This window comes from Paucihalobacter ruber (genome assembly GCF_006494535.1).
Classification (GTDB): domain Bacteria; phylum Bacteroidota; class Bacteroidia; order Flavobacteriales; family Flavobacteriaceae; genus Paucihalobacter; species Paucihalobacter ruber.
Genome location: NZ_VHIQ01000003.1, coordinates 408110 through 421285 on the forward strand (window position 1 = coordinate 408110; position 13176 = coordinate 421285).

Below are 13176 nucleotides of genomic sequence, written 5' to 3' on the forward strand. Positions count from 1 at the left end.
ACAGTGAATTCGGTTCAAACGAGTCCTAATTATTATATCTAAAAATCTTAATTTATCTTTACCAAAAAATTACTAATTTGTGAAAATGAAAAACACTCTACTACTCACAACGTTATTGCTATTCACCTATAGTTGTAATAATATTCAAGAAAAAAATACCGTGACAACTACTGTAAATCCTGTCGATATTTGGGGCGAAAACCCCTGGCCGGACATTAGAAAAAAACGCATTAACACACTTTTACCCGAAGCATTAAAAGCTGCCGCAGTAGATTGTTGGCTGGTTGTTTGCCGGGAAAACAACAACGACCCAATGGCAGAACATATAGGCGGGGAAAATGCCGGTGGAACGGCTGTTTTTATGTTTTATAATGATTCTGATGGATTTCATTCATTGGTGTTTTCGCCCTCGGGTGAAAGTACTGCCTTAGACGAGTTAGATATTCATGATAAGGTAATCTCAGTTGAACGCGGTACTTCTGCCATTGATACGGCCATTGCGTTTATAAAAACAAAAGATTTTAAAAATATTGCTGTTAATATTTCAGAAGAAAATGCTCTTGCAGATGGTTTATCTCATACCCAATACCAGGAATTAGAAACCAAACTGGGTGAGCTTTCAAATTTGTTGGTTCCTTCAACCGAAGTAGTTTATGAATGGTTATCAATTAAACTCCCGGAAGAAGTCGAGATTATGCGCAAAGCCGCACAAATTACCGCAGATTGGCAAATTGAAGCTTACACTCAAGTAATTCCCGGCCAAACAACCGATGCCGATGTTGCCAAATTTCTAAAAGAAAAAATGAAAATTTACGGCGTTACAGATGGCTGGTCACCAGACCAAAATCCCAATGTAAACTCAGGTCCTGATCGCGGTCATTCGCATGCTACCAACAAGGTTATTATGCCTGGCGACGTTATTCAAATTGATTTTGGCATTAAAGTTCACAATCGCTGGGTAACCGATATACAGAGATTTGCCTACGTTTTAAAACCCGGAGAAACAGTGGCACCCGAAGACATTACACACTATTGGAACAGTAGTAAAGCAGGTAATCGTGCTGCCTTGGCTGCTATGAAGCCTGGCGTGAAGGGCGTTGATGTCGACAGAGCGCAACGTGTGTTAATGGAACAAGCCGGCTCTGAATATGTAATGTGGAGTACAGGGCATCCCGTGGGTTATGTGGCACATGATATTGGTCCAAACCTAGGTGGTTCTCAGGCTTCTCATATAAGACCTGCCAGTAACAAAATTCTTAAAGAAGGAATGACCTTTGCATTTGACGGTTTTCATGCCTGGAAATTAGATGACGGACAAATTAAGACCATTTCTGTTGAAGAAATGGCAGTGGTTACAGATGAAGGCGCAGAATATTTAATTTCACCTCAAGAAGATCTTATCTTAATTTCCTCAAAAAAATAAAAAAGACCACGAACATGTAGATTAGATAAAACTAAACTAATGGCTGTAATAATATGAAAAAACCATTTTTAGTTGTGTTCGTGACCTTATCGTTATTTGAATTTGTTTCAGGTCAAGAGGCAAAAAATAAGCCTAATGAAAAGCCGAATTTTATAGGTTTGAGTTTAGACTATGGATTTCTTATTAAACATGCGCCGTCGTTAAGACAGATTGATGATGCTTACCCGTCGGCCATAAGTGTAGATTGGAGTCAATTATTACTAACCCAAAGTGCCTGGGAATTTTGTAACTGCTTCCCCAGAGTTGGCATAGATGTGGCTTTATGGAATTGGGACAACAGAGAGGTTTTGGGTCACGGTGTTTTAGCCATGGGTTATCTGGAACCTTATTTCAATACTCAAAGCCGAACCAATCTTTTTTTTAGGTTAGGCATTGGAGGTGCCTACTTAACTCAACCTTATGATGAAGTCTCTAATATTTTAAACGAATCTTACAGCACCCATTTAAGTTTCGCATTAATGGTTGGTTTTGGCGTGAACTATCGGGTTACAGACTCATGGAATTTGCGTTTAATGGCCAAATACAATCATACCTCAAATGGTGGCGTAAGAACACCTAATAAGGGTCTTAATTTTCCATCATTAAGTTTAGGAGTCAACAAAAGTTTTAAGCCGGTAAGCTATCCAAACCTAGATAAAATAGGTAAGCGACAAGCACCAGAAGACAAACACAAATTTATCGTGGCCCACTTTTCGGGATGGAGCAATGCTGCAGTTGGAGATAAAGATAAATTTTATGTATTTGGATTTATGGGTAAATACAGCCGTTGGATTGGCGGCCGAAGCGCTTTAACAGCAGGAACAGAACTTATTCTTGACTACTCCAGACGCGAACAAATTAATTTAGACGGTGCAAACGCCAATTTTGCACAGGCCGCAGGGCTTTTAGGTCATGAATTTTGGTTTGGAAAAGTAACCTTTAGTCAAGAATTGGGCATATACTATTACAACGATTATCGCATCAATGACGATGTTTATCAGCGTTACGGTTTAACCTACAATTTCAACAAAAAGTTCTTTGCAGGCTTCAACCTAAAAGCGCACCGCCATGTAGCCGATTTTTTTGACCTGAGGGTTGGCTATGTGTTTTAGCAATATTTATTTAAGAGTATGCATCCGTATGGACCTTCGCCACGGCTCTTCCGCTAGGGTCGTTCATGTTTTTGAAAGCTTCATCCCATTCTAATGCTATCTTAGTACTGCAAGCAACACTTGGCTCCTGAGGAACGCATAGGGCCGCTGCATCGCTAGGGAAATGCGATTGAAAAATTGACCTGTAATAATATTCCTCTTTGTTTTGTGGTGTTTGAATTGGAAATCTAAAACGCGCATTTGCCAATTGTTCGTCGGTAACTTCTTTGTTGACTACTTCCTTTAGGGTATCTATCCAACTGTAACCAACACCATCGCTAAATTGTTCTTTTTGACGCCAGGCCACGCTGGCTGGTAATAAATCTTCAAATGCCTTACGCACCACCCATTTTTCCATGCGTTCACCATTAATCATCTTGTCTTGCGGATTGATAGACATGGCTACATCTATAAACTCTTTATCTAAGAATGGCACGCGCCCTTCAATACCCCATGCTGCCAAACTTTTGTTGGCACGCAAACAATCGTACATATGAAGTTTACTCAACTTTCGAACGGTTTCATCATGGAATTCCTGAGCATTTGGTGCTTTATGAAAATATAAATAGCCTCCAAATAATTCATCGGCGCCTTCACCCGACAACACCATTTTGATACCCATCGATTTAATGACCCTAGCCATTAAATACATAGGTGTTGAAGCTCTTACCGTTGTAATGTCATAGGTTTCAAGATTGTAAATTACATCTTTAATGGCATCTAAACCTTCCTGAATGGTGAATTTAATTTCGTGATGTACAGTGCCAATATGATCAGCAACTTTCCTTGCAGCTGCCAAATCGGGAGAACCTTCCAGTCCCACCGAAAACGAGTGTAATTGTGGCCACCATGCGGCTTGGGTATCGTCTGATTCTATACGCTTCTCGGCATACTTTTTTGCAATGGCCGATGTCACCGAAGAGTCTAATCCGCCTGAAAGCAAGACCCCATAGGGTACATCGCTCATAAGTTGGCGGTGAACCGCAGCTTCCAATGCATGCTTAATTTTTGCAATGCTGGTTTCGTTATCTTTCACCGCATCGTACTCTGTCCAATCTCTTTGGTACCATTTAACAAACTTACCGTCTTTACTACTCATATAATGACCCGGAGGAAATAATTCAATTTTAGTGCAGTAGCCTTCCAGTGCCTTTAATTCGGAAGCTACATAAAAGGTTCCATGTTGATCCCAACCAATATATAAGGGAATAATTCCCATATGATCGCGCGCAATAAAATATTCGTCTTTGTCAACATCGTAAATGGCAAATCCAAAAATACCATTCATCTCATCTATAAAATCAACCCCTTTTTCTTGATACAACGCTAAAATAACCTCGCAATCGCTTTGAGTTTGAAAATTGTATTTACCTTCAAATCTCTTTCTCAATTCACGGTGGTTGTAAATTTCGCCGTTTGCTGCCAGAATCAGCTTTTTATCTTCGCTAAATAAGGGTTGTTTACCGGAAGCCGGATCAACAATTGCCAAACGCTCATGAGCCAAAATAGCCTTATCATTGCTGTAAATACCACTCCAGTCCGGACCGCGATGACGAATAATCTTGGCCATCTCTAATATTTGAGGTCTTAAATCTTCAGATTTTTGTTTTAGTTCAAAAGCACAAACAATTCCGCACATAATTCTTTATATAATTAATTAGAATGCAAATGTGAGTTTATAGTTTCAATAATAAAACATAAACTCATATAATAATTACAAATTATAATATTTTATTACTATTTGATATCATTTAAAAAGTTAATAACATATTATTTGTTATTTATATTTACAAAATGAAATTGATAGCATACACATTACTTCTATTTTCTAATCTCTGCTGGTGTCAAAACTGGCAATCTACCAGTCTTTTTAACAATGGTGGCGGACAACGATTTGATGATGTTTTCTTTTTAGATGAGAACACAGGTTGGGCTGCCAACGGTTTTTTCGCAGCAGTATACAAGACAACCGACGGCGGAGAAACATGGCAAACACAATTAACCGAAAGTGATTTAGGAGGTGCTTTTTATTTCAGAAATATCGAATTTTTAGATGATCAAAACGGATTTCTTGGTACGCTCAACAATTTACTGTTAAAAACCACTGATGGCGGAAACACATGGCTCCCGGTTGATAACATTACCCCAAACCCAAATGCCGTTTGCGGATTATCAGCCTTAAACGCCCAAACTATTTTTGGCTGCGGCGCATTTTTCCAACCGGCTTTTATCATAAAATCCATTGATGCCGGACAGACCTGGACTTACACCAATATGTCCGACTTGGCGACTGCTTTGGTTGAAATCAAGTTTATTGACGAAACTACCGGATATGCGGGTGGTCAAAACGCCGGCGGTGCCTGCTTACTTAAAACTACTGACGGAGGTAACACCTGGATTGAAGTATACAACTCAGGTATACCTGGAGAATATGTTTGGAAAATTCAAATTTTAGATAATCCCAATGTAGTTTTTGGCGCTGTTTCTTCAGTAGCACCACATTTAGGAAAACTAATTAAAAGCTTTGACGCCGGAAACAGCTGGCAATCTTTTGATGCACCCGAAACCAATATTCAAGCACTTGGATTTATTTCTGAAACCAAAGGTTGGATGGGTGGTCATACCACCGGTTTTTATGAAACTAACGATGGCGGACAAACATGGACTAACACAGGTATAGGCAATAATTTAAACCGAATTATTGTATTAAACACTGGTTTGGCATATGGATGCGGCACCTCGGTATATAAATACAGCGATACATCTCTATCTATTGTAGATGACGAAATAAAAGGTAAAAATGTACTTGACGTAACACTAAAAGACAATCCGGTTAAATCATCGTTAGAGTTTTCGGTTACATTTGATTCGGCCGATAATTTAGTGATTGAAATTTATGATCTTTCCGGTAAATTTATTCAACAACTTTCAAGAGATATAGTCAATTCTAAGCAAATAAAAAGTTATAGTTTTAATGTTGATCATCTTGCGTCTGGCTCTTATTTTTTAAATTTCCACAGCAATACCGGCAGGCAATCGTTTAAATTTATCAAACAATAAAAAATCTTGATGCCTGACTTGGTTATATTTTAGGCTATTTTAAAGTAAAAAATTGTATTTTTAACACAAATAAAAAAATTATGAAATCAAATATTTTAAAATTGGCTCTAGTAGCCGTTGTATTATTTTCTTCGCAACATATAATATCACAGGAGTTTAGAGGCCTAGATAAAAGTCCGATGGATGCCGCGGCATTTCCAAGTGATTATAGAGTAGCCGATAAACTAGTTAAAATCACTTACAGCAGACCGCAATTAAATGACCGATTGATAAGCGATTTAGCACCAAACGGTAAAGTCTGGAGAACAGGTGCCAATGAGGCTTGCGAAATTACTTTTTATGTTGATATGAAATTAGGTAGCAGCACCGTAAAAGCTGGAACATATACTTTTTACACCATTCCGGGTGAAAAAGAATGGACTGCCATCATTAATAAAGACCTTAATGTTTGGGGCTCTTACTTCTACGACGAATCTAAAGATGTTGCCAGATTATCGGTACCTGTGAGCAACAGTGATGAAGCATTAGATGCATTTTCGATGGTATTTTCAGAAGCTGATAACGGCGTAACCCTTCATATAGGTTGGGGAACTATGCGATTGGCGGTTCCATTTAAAAAATAAATTTCACTCCATAAGACTTAAAGAAGCCCAATTTGATTATTTGGGCTTTTTTTATGGAATGTTTAAATACTTATGCGTTTGAAGTGAAATTCGCCATTTAGGATTTTTCATCACATAATCCACAATTAGCGGCATCATTTTTTCTCTTTTACTCCACTCGGGTTGTAAGTACAAAATACAATTGCCATTTACTTGAGTGGCTTGTTCTTCGGCAAATTGAAAATCGCTGTTATTGTAAACAATCACTTTCAACTCGTGGGCCTTGCTATAAATTTCGGTTTGAGGTAATTTTATTTTTTTTGGGGAGAGACAAATCCAATCCCAAACACCCGTCAACGGATAAGCACCTGAAGTTTCAATATGAATTTTCAATGCTTTTTCTTTCAACTTATTTGTTAGATAAGTCATATCCCAGGTAAGTGGTTCACCTCCGGTAATCACAATGGTGTCTGAATATTTTGCTGCTTCATTAACAATATCATCGGCCGATGTGGGCGGATGAATATCGGGATTCCAACTTTCTTTAACATCGCACCAGTGGCAACCTACATCGCAACCGCCAACTCTTATAAAATAAGCAGCTGTACCTTTATGAAAACCTTCACCCTGAATGGTGTAAAAAGCTTCCATTAAAGGCAGCATCTTACCTTGATTTACTAAATCTTGAATTTCTTTTTTCATGGGCTGCAAAGGTAATTTAAATACCTAAGTATTTTAAAAATTACCGTTTTAAAATTACCGTTTTACAGCCACTACTTCAATTTCAATTTTAGCATTGGCTGCAAGGCCAGAGGCCGCAAAGGTAGTTCTTGCGGGTTTTTGTTTAAAGTATTGAATGTAAATTTCATTAAATGCGGCAAAATCGTTGATGTCGCTCAGAATAACCGTACATTTAATTACATCTTTTAATTCTAACTCGTGATGCAGAAGTACCGCCTCAATGTTTTTTATAGTTTGAAGTGTTTCTGTTTGAATACCGCCTTCAACTAAAGTTCTTGTGCTGTGATCCATACCAATTTGACCGGAAAGAAACAACAAATCTTGGGTTTCAACGGCATCACTAAATGGTGCATTTTGTTTTTTAGGCTCGTGAGATTGATGAAAAACAGGATAATTATTCTGTTCTCCACAAGCAAAAAAAACGATTAACATTAAAAAAATAAATACTTTTAAAATATGTTTCATTTGAATTGAAATTTTCCTGAATCTAAAAAATAGTTAATAAAAGCCTAAATCAAACCGAAGTTTAAATTTTGAGCTTTTCACTTCTTTAAAATTAGAGTATTTTTGTTATAAATTAGTATTGCAACAACTAAAACTTTATTCACATCAAATTATGATCAAAAAACTTCTATTTTTAAGTGTTATAGCTATAGCAATCACCAGTTGTTCAAAACCGCAAGATCCTTTTGAAATAGGAAAACGTTATATTGGTTTACTTACCGATTCAACTCAAGTAAAAGACTTAAAATTAGCTTTCCCTGAAGATTCGATTACTTCAATTGTAAAAGCCATCAGTTTTTCATCAAGCAGTTCTCAAATTGAAATTTACAGCAACACAGGCGAAAAGTTACTGACACTTACGGCAACCCGACCAAATGATTCCACAGCAACCATTAAAACCGTAAAAATTGAAAGTCCGCTTTATAAAACCACTAACGGAATCAATAAAAAAAGCACATTTAAAGACATCAAAGACAACTTTAAAATTAATAAAATAGATAATCTTATTGGGAATGTAGTTGTTAGTGTTAAAGAAATTAATGCGGCGTTTACAATAGACAAAACAGAATTACCGGCAGAATTAAGATTTGATAACACCCAAACGATAGATCAACTACAAATACCTGGGAAAGCTAAAATAAAATATTTTATGCTACACTGGTAGTAAGGTTTTTTTGAATGAAGAAAAACAACAAATACACCATCCAAAACAAACCGTTTGTTGTGCCAACAACCGACGGTAAAGTTATTGAAGAACATTTTGGGTTAGCAACAGACGGTAATTCTCAAATTAGTGTGGCCCATATGATTGCACCACCCGGCTGGAGTGAGCCATTTCAAACGCCCGCATTTGATGAGATAACATATATTATTTCAGGAAAAAAACAGTTTAAATTTAACGAAGAAGCCGTTGTTTTAGAACCGGGACAATCTATTAAAATCAACAAACATACTCGCGTTCAATATTGTAACCCCTTTAATGAGCCCTGCGAATATATTGCTATTTGCACTCCGGCATTTTCATTAGAACAAGCCAATAGAGAAGATTAAATGAAAAAGCTCGTCATTAAAATAGTTGGCAATTACTACAATGCAATAAGCTACATCTCTCAAGATTATGCGGCTAAAAAAGCATTAAAATTGTTCACGACCCCAAGGAAGGGCCGCATTAACGAAAAACAAGCCGACTTTTTAGGTACTGCTTTTAAAGAAGAGCAATATCATGATAGCCTCTCAATTATGACCTACAGATGGCTTGGCGACAAGGGCACTATTTTATTGGCTCATGGCTGGGAAAGTAATGCTGCACGCTGGAAAAAAGTAATTTTAAAATTTAATAAATTAGGATACGAAATCATCGCTCTTGATGCCCCTGCGCATGGCCGCTCAGGTGGGAATGAATTTAACGCGTTGCTTTATTCTGAATTTATTGCTGTGGTTGCCAAAAGATTTAAACCTCAAATTATAATCGGTCATTCGGTTGGTGGTATGTCGGCTGTATTTTTTCAACACAAACACAAATTAGACAGCGTAGAAAAATTAATACTGTTAGGTGCGCCTTCTGAATTTAAAGATGTATTTGCAAGATATACCAATATGCTTGGGTATAATCAACGTATTATAAAACGGCTTGACGGTATTATTGTTGAGCGTTTTGGCAGACCATCCACATCATTTTCAACTTCAAGTTTAATGAAAGAAATTGAACAAAAAAGTTTGATTATACATGATAAAAACGACCAAATAATTCCGTATGACGATGCCTTACAAATTCATAAGAGAGCGATTAACGCTAAACTCATATCAACTGAAGGATTGGGACATTCGTTAAAAAACCATAAGGTTACAGCTTATATTGAAGAATTTATTATTTCAGATTAATGGAAGACAAGACCGTTAGAATCAATAAATTTTTAAGCGAAGTAGGTTACTGCTCAAGACGCGCTGCCGATAAGCTCATTGAAGCAGGTCGAATTACCGTAAACGATATCAAAGCTGAAATGGGTACCAAAATCACTTTGGATGATGTAGTAAAAGTTGATGGAGAGATTATTGCAAACTCTAAAGAAACCTTTACATATCTTGCTTTTAATAAACCTGTTGGAGTTGTTTGTACAACAGATACCAAAGTTGAAAAAAATAACATCATCGATTTTATTAATTATCATAAACGTATTTTCCCGATAGGACGCTTGGACAAAGCAAGTGAAGGATTAATTCTGTTAACTGACGATGGCGATATCGTTAATAAAATTTTGCGCGCTAGTAATAATCATGAGAAAGAATACTTAGTGACTGTAAATAAACCAATTTCACAAACATTTGTTGAAAGGATGCGAAATGGTATTCCAATTTTAAATACGGTAACAAAAAAATGTAAAGTGGAAAAAATTGACAATTTCACTTTCAGAATTGTGCTAACTCAGGGATTAAACCGACAAATAAGAAGAATGTGTGAGTATTTAGACTATCAGGTTGAAACCTTGAAACGGGTTAGAATTATGAACATTAAATTAGATGTCCCTGTTGGGACGTTTAGAGAACTTTCCAAAGATGAATTTTTAGATCTCAACCACTTATTAGAGTCCTCTGTCAAAACAGCAAAGCCAGCAAAACCGAAACCTTCACATAAAAAATAGAAAACAATCAAAGCAATTAAATAATATAAAATCATGAAAACCATTTCTCCATTTCATTTGGCAATTCCGGTTCATAATTTAGCTGAATGTCGCATCTTTTATCGAGACATCCTTAATTGTGAAGAAGGCAGAAGCAGTGACCATTGGGTTGATTTTAATTTTTTTGGTCATCAATTGGTGATACACTACAAACCAAAATCTGATGCTGAGCTACATACCAATCCCGTAGACGGAAAAGATGTTCCTGTACCACATTTTGGGGTAGTTTTAGATTGGGAGGTTTTTCATCAATTTGCGGATGATTTAAAAACTAAAGGCATTCAGTTTATTATAGCGCCTTATATAAGGTTTCAAGGACAAGTAGGCGAACAAGCCACCATGTTTTTTAAAGATCCGGCCGGTAATGCTTTAGAATTCAAGTCATTTAAAGATATGAGTCAGATTTTCGCTAAGTAAACTATCTAAGCAAATGACGCTCTCTTGCTAAAAGTGTATTTTTAAGCAACATAGCGATGGTCATTGGACCAACACCGCCTGGAACGGGCGTGATGTAGCTGGCTTTTTTGCTCACATTTTCGAAGTCAACATCACCGGTAATGTAATAACCTTTTTCAGTTGTTTCGTCAGGAACTCTGGTAATGCCTACATCAATAATTACGGCGTCGTCTTTAACCATTTCAGCTTTTAAAAAACCTGGAACACCTAATGCGGAAATGATAATATCTGCCTGTGAGGTTATTTGCGTAATATTTTTTGTGTGACTGTGAGTTAAAGTTACGGTTGAATTACCTGGAAAACCTTTTCTACCCATTAAAATACTCATTGGTCTGCCAACTATATGCGATCGACCAATAATAACGGTATGTTTACCATCGGTTTCAACACCGTAACGCTCTAAAAGTTCCAAGATACCAAATGGCGTAGCAGGAATAAAGGTACTCATATCCAAGGCCATTTTTCCAAAATTCGTAGGATGAAAACCATCTACATCCTTATCGGGATTTACTGTTAGGAGTACTTTTTGAGTATCTATTTGTTTTGGCAGAGGCAGCTGAACAATAAACCCATCGATATTGTCATCCTCATTGAGTTCCTGAATTTTATCCAGTAACTCTATTTCACTGGTAGTACTAGACATTCTTATCATAGTAGACTTAAAGCCAACGCGCTCACAAGCTTTTACCTTACTATTAACATAAGTAAGACTTGCGCCGTCATTTCCAACAATAACGGCTGCCAGGTGAGGTACTTTTTCGCCTCTGGCTTTCATTTTCTCCACCTGTGCGGTGATTTCATTCTTAATATCGTTGCTAACTTTTTTACCGTCTAGAATTATCATAATTGGTTATTTGTTGAATTTAGTTAGTTCTCTTAGACACGAATTACACGGATTTACACAGATTACTGTTCTAATTCTTTACGCGCTTATAGTTTGGTATATTGATTTTTCTTTCTCTCTTCTCTCTTCTCTCTTTTCTCTTTTCTATTTTTTTACGGCAGCCTTCACAGATTTATACAGATATCATTTATACATAAATACAGTGTGAGTCTTATCTCATATTATTCATCATTTGCATCATTTGCTTGCCTTTGCCTCCTTGCATCATTTTCATCATCTTACTCATTTGATCAAATTGTTTCATAAGTCTGTTAACTTCTTGAACTGATGTGCCTGAACCTTCACCAATTCGTTTTTTTCTGGAAGCATTAATAATTGCCGGATTAGAGCGCTCTTTAGGCGTCATTGATTGGATAATGGCTTCTACATGTTTAAAGGCATCGTCATCAATATCAACATCTTTAAGCATTTTACCGGCTCCTGGAATCATACCTAATAAATCTTTCATGTTACCCATTTTTTTGATTTGCTGAATTTGTTTCAGGAAATCATCAAAACCAAACTGATTTTTGGCAATTTTCTTTGAAAGCTTTCTGGCTTCTTCTTCATCATATTGTTCCTGAGCACGTTCAACCAAAGATACCACATCTCCCATTCCCAAAATTCTGTCGGCCATTCTCGACGGATAAAACACGTCAATGGCTTCCATTTTTTCGCCAGTACCAATGAATTTAATGGGCTTGTTTACTACAGATTTTATTGATAGTGCGGCTCCACCTCGGGTATCGCCGTCTAATTTTGTTAAGATAACACCATCAAAATTTAGAACATCGTTAAATGCTTTGGCAGTATTTACGGCATCTTGACCTGTCATAGCATCGACCACAAACAAGGTTTCCTGAGGTTGAATGGCTTTATGAATGTTTGAAATTTCATTCATCATCACCTCATCAACAGCCAAACGACCGGCAGTATCTATAATAACTACGTTGTAGCCATTCGCTTTGGCGTGGGCAATACCGGCTTGTGCAATGGCTACAGGATTTTTATTGTCTCTATCGCTGAAAACCTCAACACCAATCTGACCTCCAACCACGTGAAGCTGGTCTATTGCCGCAGGACGATACACGTCGCAAGCTACCAAAAGCGGTTTTTTAGTTTTTTTATTTTTAAGATAGTTAGCAAGTTTTCCCGAAAAGGTTGTTTTACCTGAACCTTGCAAACCAGACATTAAAATAACGCTTGGATTACCCGAAAGATTAATACCCTCGGCATCGCCACCCATAAGCGCCGTAAGTTCGTCTTTTACAATTTTAACCATTAATTGACCGGGCTGTAATGTGGTAAGTACATTTTGCCCGAGCGCCTTTTCTTTTACGGTTGTTGTAAATTCTTTGGCTATTTTAAAATTAACGTCGGCATCGAGCAGAGCTCTTCTTACTTCTTTTAAAGTTTCGGCAACGTTTACTTCGGTGATGCTTCCATGACCTTTTAATACATGTAATGCCTTATCTAACTTATCGCTTAAATTACTAAACATAATGGCGTTGTTTTTGAAAGTTGCAAAGTTACAAATTTACTTGGTCAATGTAAAGCAACCTGACAATAATGAAAAATACTTTATTAAAGAAAAAAAGACCGCCTGTTACTGCGGTCCTTTGAGACTATTGATGTGGAT

Annotated in this window: 14 protein-coding genes; 9 read left to right on the forward strand and 5 right to left on the reverse strand. The window is 37.0% G+C overall.

Annotated elements, in window-relative coordinates:
- Positions 1–85: 85 nt before the first annotated feature.
- Complete coding sequence (locus FJ651_RS08120; protein WP_140990009.1) at positions 86–1423, forward strand: M24 family metallopeptidase; 1338 nt, start codon at positions 86–88, stop codon at positions 1421–1423.
- A 53-nt stretch (positions 1424–1476) separates the two neighbouring features.
- Positions 1477–2574 carry an acyloxyacyl hydrolase gene (locus FJ651_RS08125; RefSeq protein WP_140990010.1) on the forward strand — a complete coding sequence of 366 codons (1098 nt, stop codon included), beginning with the start codon at positions 1477–1479 and terminating at the stop codon, positions 2572–2574.
- A 10-nt stretch (positions 2575–2584) separates the two neighbouring features.
- Here the strand turns inward: FJ651_RS08125 and asnB are convergent, their stop codons facing one another.
- Positions 2585–4252, reverse strand: coding sequence for an asparagine synthase B (gene asnB / locus FJ651_RS08130; RefSeq protein ID WP_140990011.1), 1668 nt, complete (start codon positions 4250–4252; stop codon positions 2585–2587).
- A 155-nt stretch (positions 4253–4407) separates the two neighbouring features.
- Here asnB and FJ651_RS08135 point away from each other — a divergent pair, with 155 nt between their 5' ends.
- Together FJ651_RS08135 and FJ651_RS08140 are read left to right on the forward strand one after the other, a co-directional pair.
- Positions 4408–5673: a YCF48-related protein gene (locus FJ651_RS08135; RefSeq protein WP_140990012.1), complete on the forward strand. Its 1266-nt coding sequence runs from the start codon at positions 4408–4410 to the stop codon at positions 5671–5673.
- Between the two features lie 80 nt (positions 5674–5753).
- Positions 5754–6296, forward strand: coding sequence for a DUF2911 domain-containing protein (locus FJ651_RS08140; protein WP_140990013.1), 543 nt, complete (start codon positions 5754–5756; stop codon positions 6294–6296).
- A gap of 51 nt (positions 6297–6347) precedes the next feature.
- Here FJ651_RS08140 and FJ651_RS08145 read toward each other — a convergent pair whose 3' ends face one another.
- Both FJ651_RS08145 and FJ651_RS08150 read right to left on the reverse strand, forming a co-directional pair.
- Positions 6348–6977, reverse strand: a complete 630-nt coding sequence (locus FJ651_RS08145) for a 7-carboxy-7-deazaguanine synthase QueE (protein ID WP_140990014.1) — start codon at positions 6975–6977, stop codon at positions 6348–6350.
- A 54-nt stretch (positions 6978–7031) separates the two neighbouring features.
- Complete coding sequence (locus FJ651_RS08150; protein ID WP_140990015.1) at positions 7032–7481, reverse strand: RidA family protein; 450 nt, start codon at positions 7479–7481, stop codon at positions 7032–7034.
- 151 nt (positions 7482–7632) lie between these two features.
- Here FJ651_RS08150 and FJ651_RS08155 point away from each other — a divergent pair, with 151 nt between their 5' ends.
- Genes FJ651_RS08155 through FJ651_RS08175 form a run of 5 tightly spaced genes read left to right on the forward strand, consistent with a single transcriptional unit; the run spans position 7633 to position 10615 of the window.
- Positions 7633–8184: a hypothetical protein gene (locus FJ651_RS08155; RefSeq protein WP_140990016.1), complete on the forward strand. Its 552-nt coding sequence runs from the start codon at positions 7633–7635 to the stop codon at positions 8182–8184.
- A 14-nt stretch (positions 8185–8198) separates the two neighbouring features.
- Positions 8199–8570 (forward strand): cupin domain-containing protein, encoded by a 372-nt coding sequence (locus tag FJ651_RS08160; protein WP_140990017.1) that lies wholly within the window; start codon positions 8199–8201, stop codon positions 8568–8570.
- Complete coding sequence (locus tag FJ651_RS08165; protein ID WP_140990018.1) at positions 8571–9401, forward strand: alpha/beta hydrolase; 831 nt, start codon at positions 8571–8573, stop codon at positions 9399–9401.
- Positions 9401–10159, forward strand: a complete 759-nt coding sequence (gene rluF / locus FJ651_RS08170; protein ID WP_140990019.1) for a 23S rRNA pseudouridine(2604) synthase RluF — start codon at positions 9401–9403, stop codon at positions 10157–10159. Before FJ651_RS08165 ends, rluF begins: the two co-directional genes overlap by 1 nt.
- A 33-nt stretch (positions 10160–10192) precedes the next feature.
- A complete protein-coding gene (locus FJ651_RS08175) occupies positions 10193–10615 on the forward strand; it encodes a VOC family protein (protein ID WP_140990020.1) in 423 nt (140 codons plus the stop codon).
- Between the two features lies 1 nt (position 10616).
- On the opposite strand, the gene FJ651_RS08180 is transcribed toward FJ651_RS08175, so the two are convergent.
- Entirely contained in the window at positions 10617–11498 is an 882-nt protein-coding gene (locus FJ651_RS08180) for a bifunctional 5,10-methylenetetrahydrofolate dehydrogenase/5,10-methenyltetrahydrofolate cyclohydrolase (RefSeq protein WP_140990021.1), read from the reverse strand.
- A 211-nt stretch (positions 11499–11709) separates the two neighbouring features.
- Positions 11710–13038, reverse strand: coding sequence for a signal recognition particle protein (gene ffh / locus FJ651_RS08185; protein WP_140990022.1), 1329 nt, complete (start codon positions 13036–13038; stop codon positions 11710–11712).
- Positions 13039–13176: the final 138 nt, after the last annotated feature.

Excerpts from the sequence above, each read along its gene's own strand:
- rluF (WP_140990019.1), top strand. The coding sequence starts at position 9,401 with ATGGAAGACAAGACCGTTAGAATCAATAAATTTTTAAGCGAAGTAGGT.
- FJ651_RS08160 (WP_140990017.1), top strand. The coding sequence starts at position 8,199 with ATGAAGAAAAACAACAAATACACCATCCAAAACAAACCGTTTGTTGTG.
- FJ651_RS08180 (WP_140990021.1), bottom strand. The coding sequence starts at position 11,498 with ATGATAATTCTAGACGGTAAAAAAGTTAGCAACGATATTAAGAATGAA.
- asnB (WP_140990011.1), bottom strand. The coding sequence starts at position 4,252 with ATGTGCGGAATTGTTTGTGCTTTTGAACTAAAACAAAAATCTGAAGAT.
- FJ651_RS08140 (WP_140990013.1), top strand. The coding sequence starts at position 5,754 with ATGAAATCAAATATTTTAAAATTGGCTCTAGTAGCCGTTGTATTATTT.
- ffh (WP_140990022.1), bottom strand. The coding sequence starts at position 13,038 with ATGTTTAGTAATTTAAGCGATAAGTTAGATAAGGCATTACATGTATTA.
- FJ651_RS08135 (WP_140990012.1), top strand. The coding sequence starts at position 4,408 with ATGAAATTGATAGCATACACATTACTTCTATTTTCTAATCTCTGCTGG.
- FJ651_RS08145 (WP_140990014.1), bottom strand. The coding sequence starts at position 6,977 with ATGAAAAAAGAAATTCAAGATTTAGTAAATCAAGGTAAGATGCTGCCT.
- FJ651_RS08165 (WP_140990018.1), top strand. The coding sequence starts at position 8,571 with ATGAAAAAGCTCGTCATTAAAATAGTTGGCAATTACTACAATGCAATA.
- FJ651_RS08120 (WP_140990009.1), top strand. The coding sequence starts at position 86 with ATGAAAAACACTCTACTACTCACAACGTTATTGCTATTCACCTATAGT.
- FJ651_RS08175 (WP_140990020.1), top strand. The coding sequence starts at position 10,193 with ATGAAAACCATTTCTCCATTTCATTTGGCAATTCCGGTTCATAATTTA.
- FJ651_RS08125 (WP_140990010.1), top strand. The coding sequence starts at position 1,477 with ATGAAAAAACCATTTTTAGTTGTGTTCGTGACCTTATCGTTATTTGAA.
- FJ651_RS08155 (WP_140990016.1), top strand. The coding sequence starts at position 7,633 with ATGATCAAAAAACTTCTATTTTTAAGTGTTATAGCTATAGCAATCACC.
- FJ651_RS08150 (WP_140990015.1), bottom strand. The coding sequence starts at position 7,481 with ATGAAACATATTTTAAAAGTATTTATTTTTTTAATGTTAATCGTTTTT.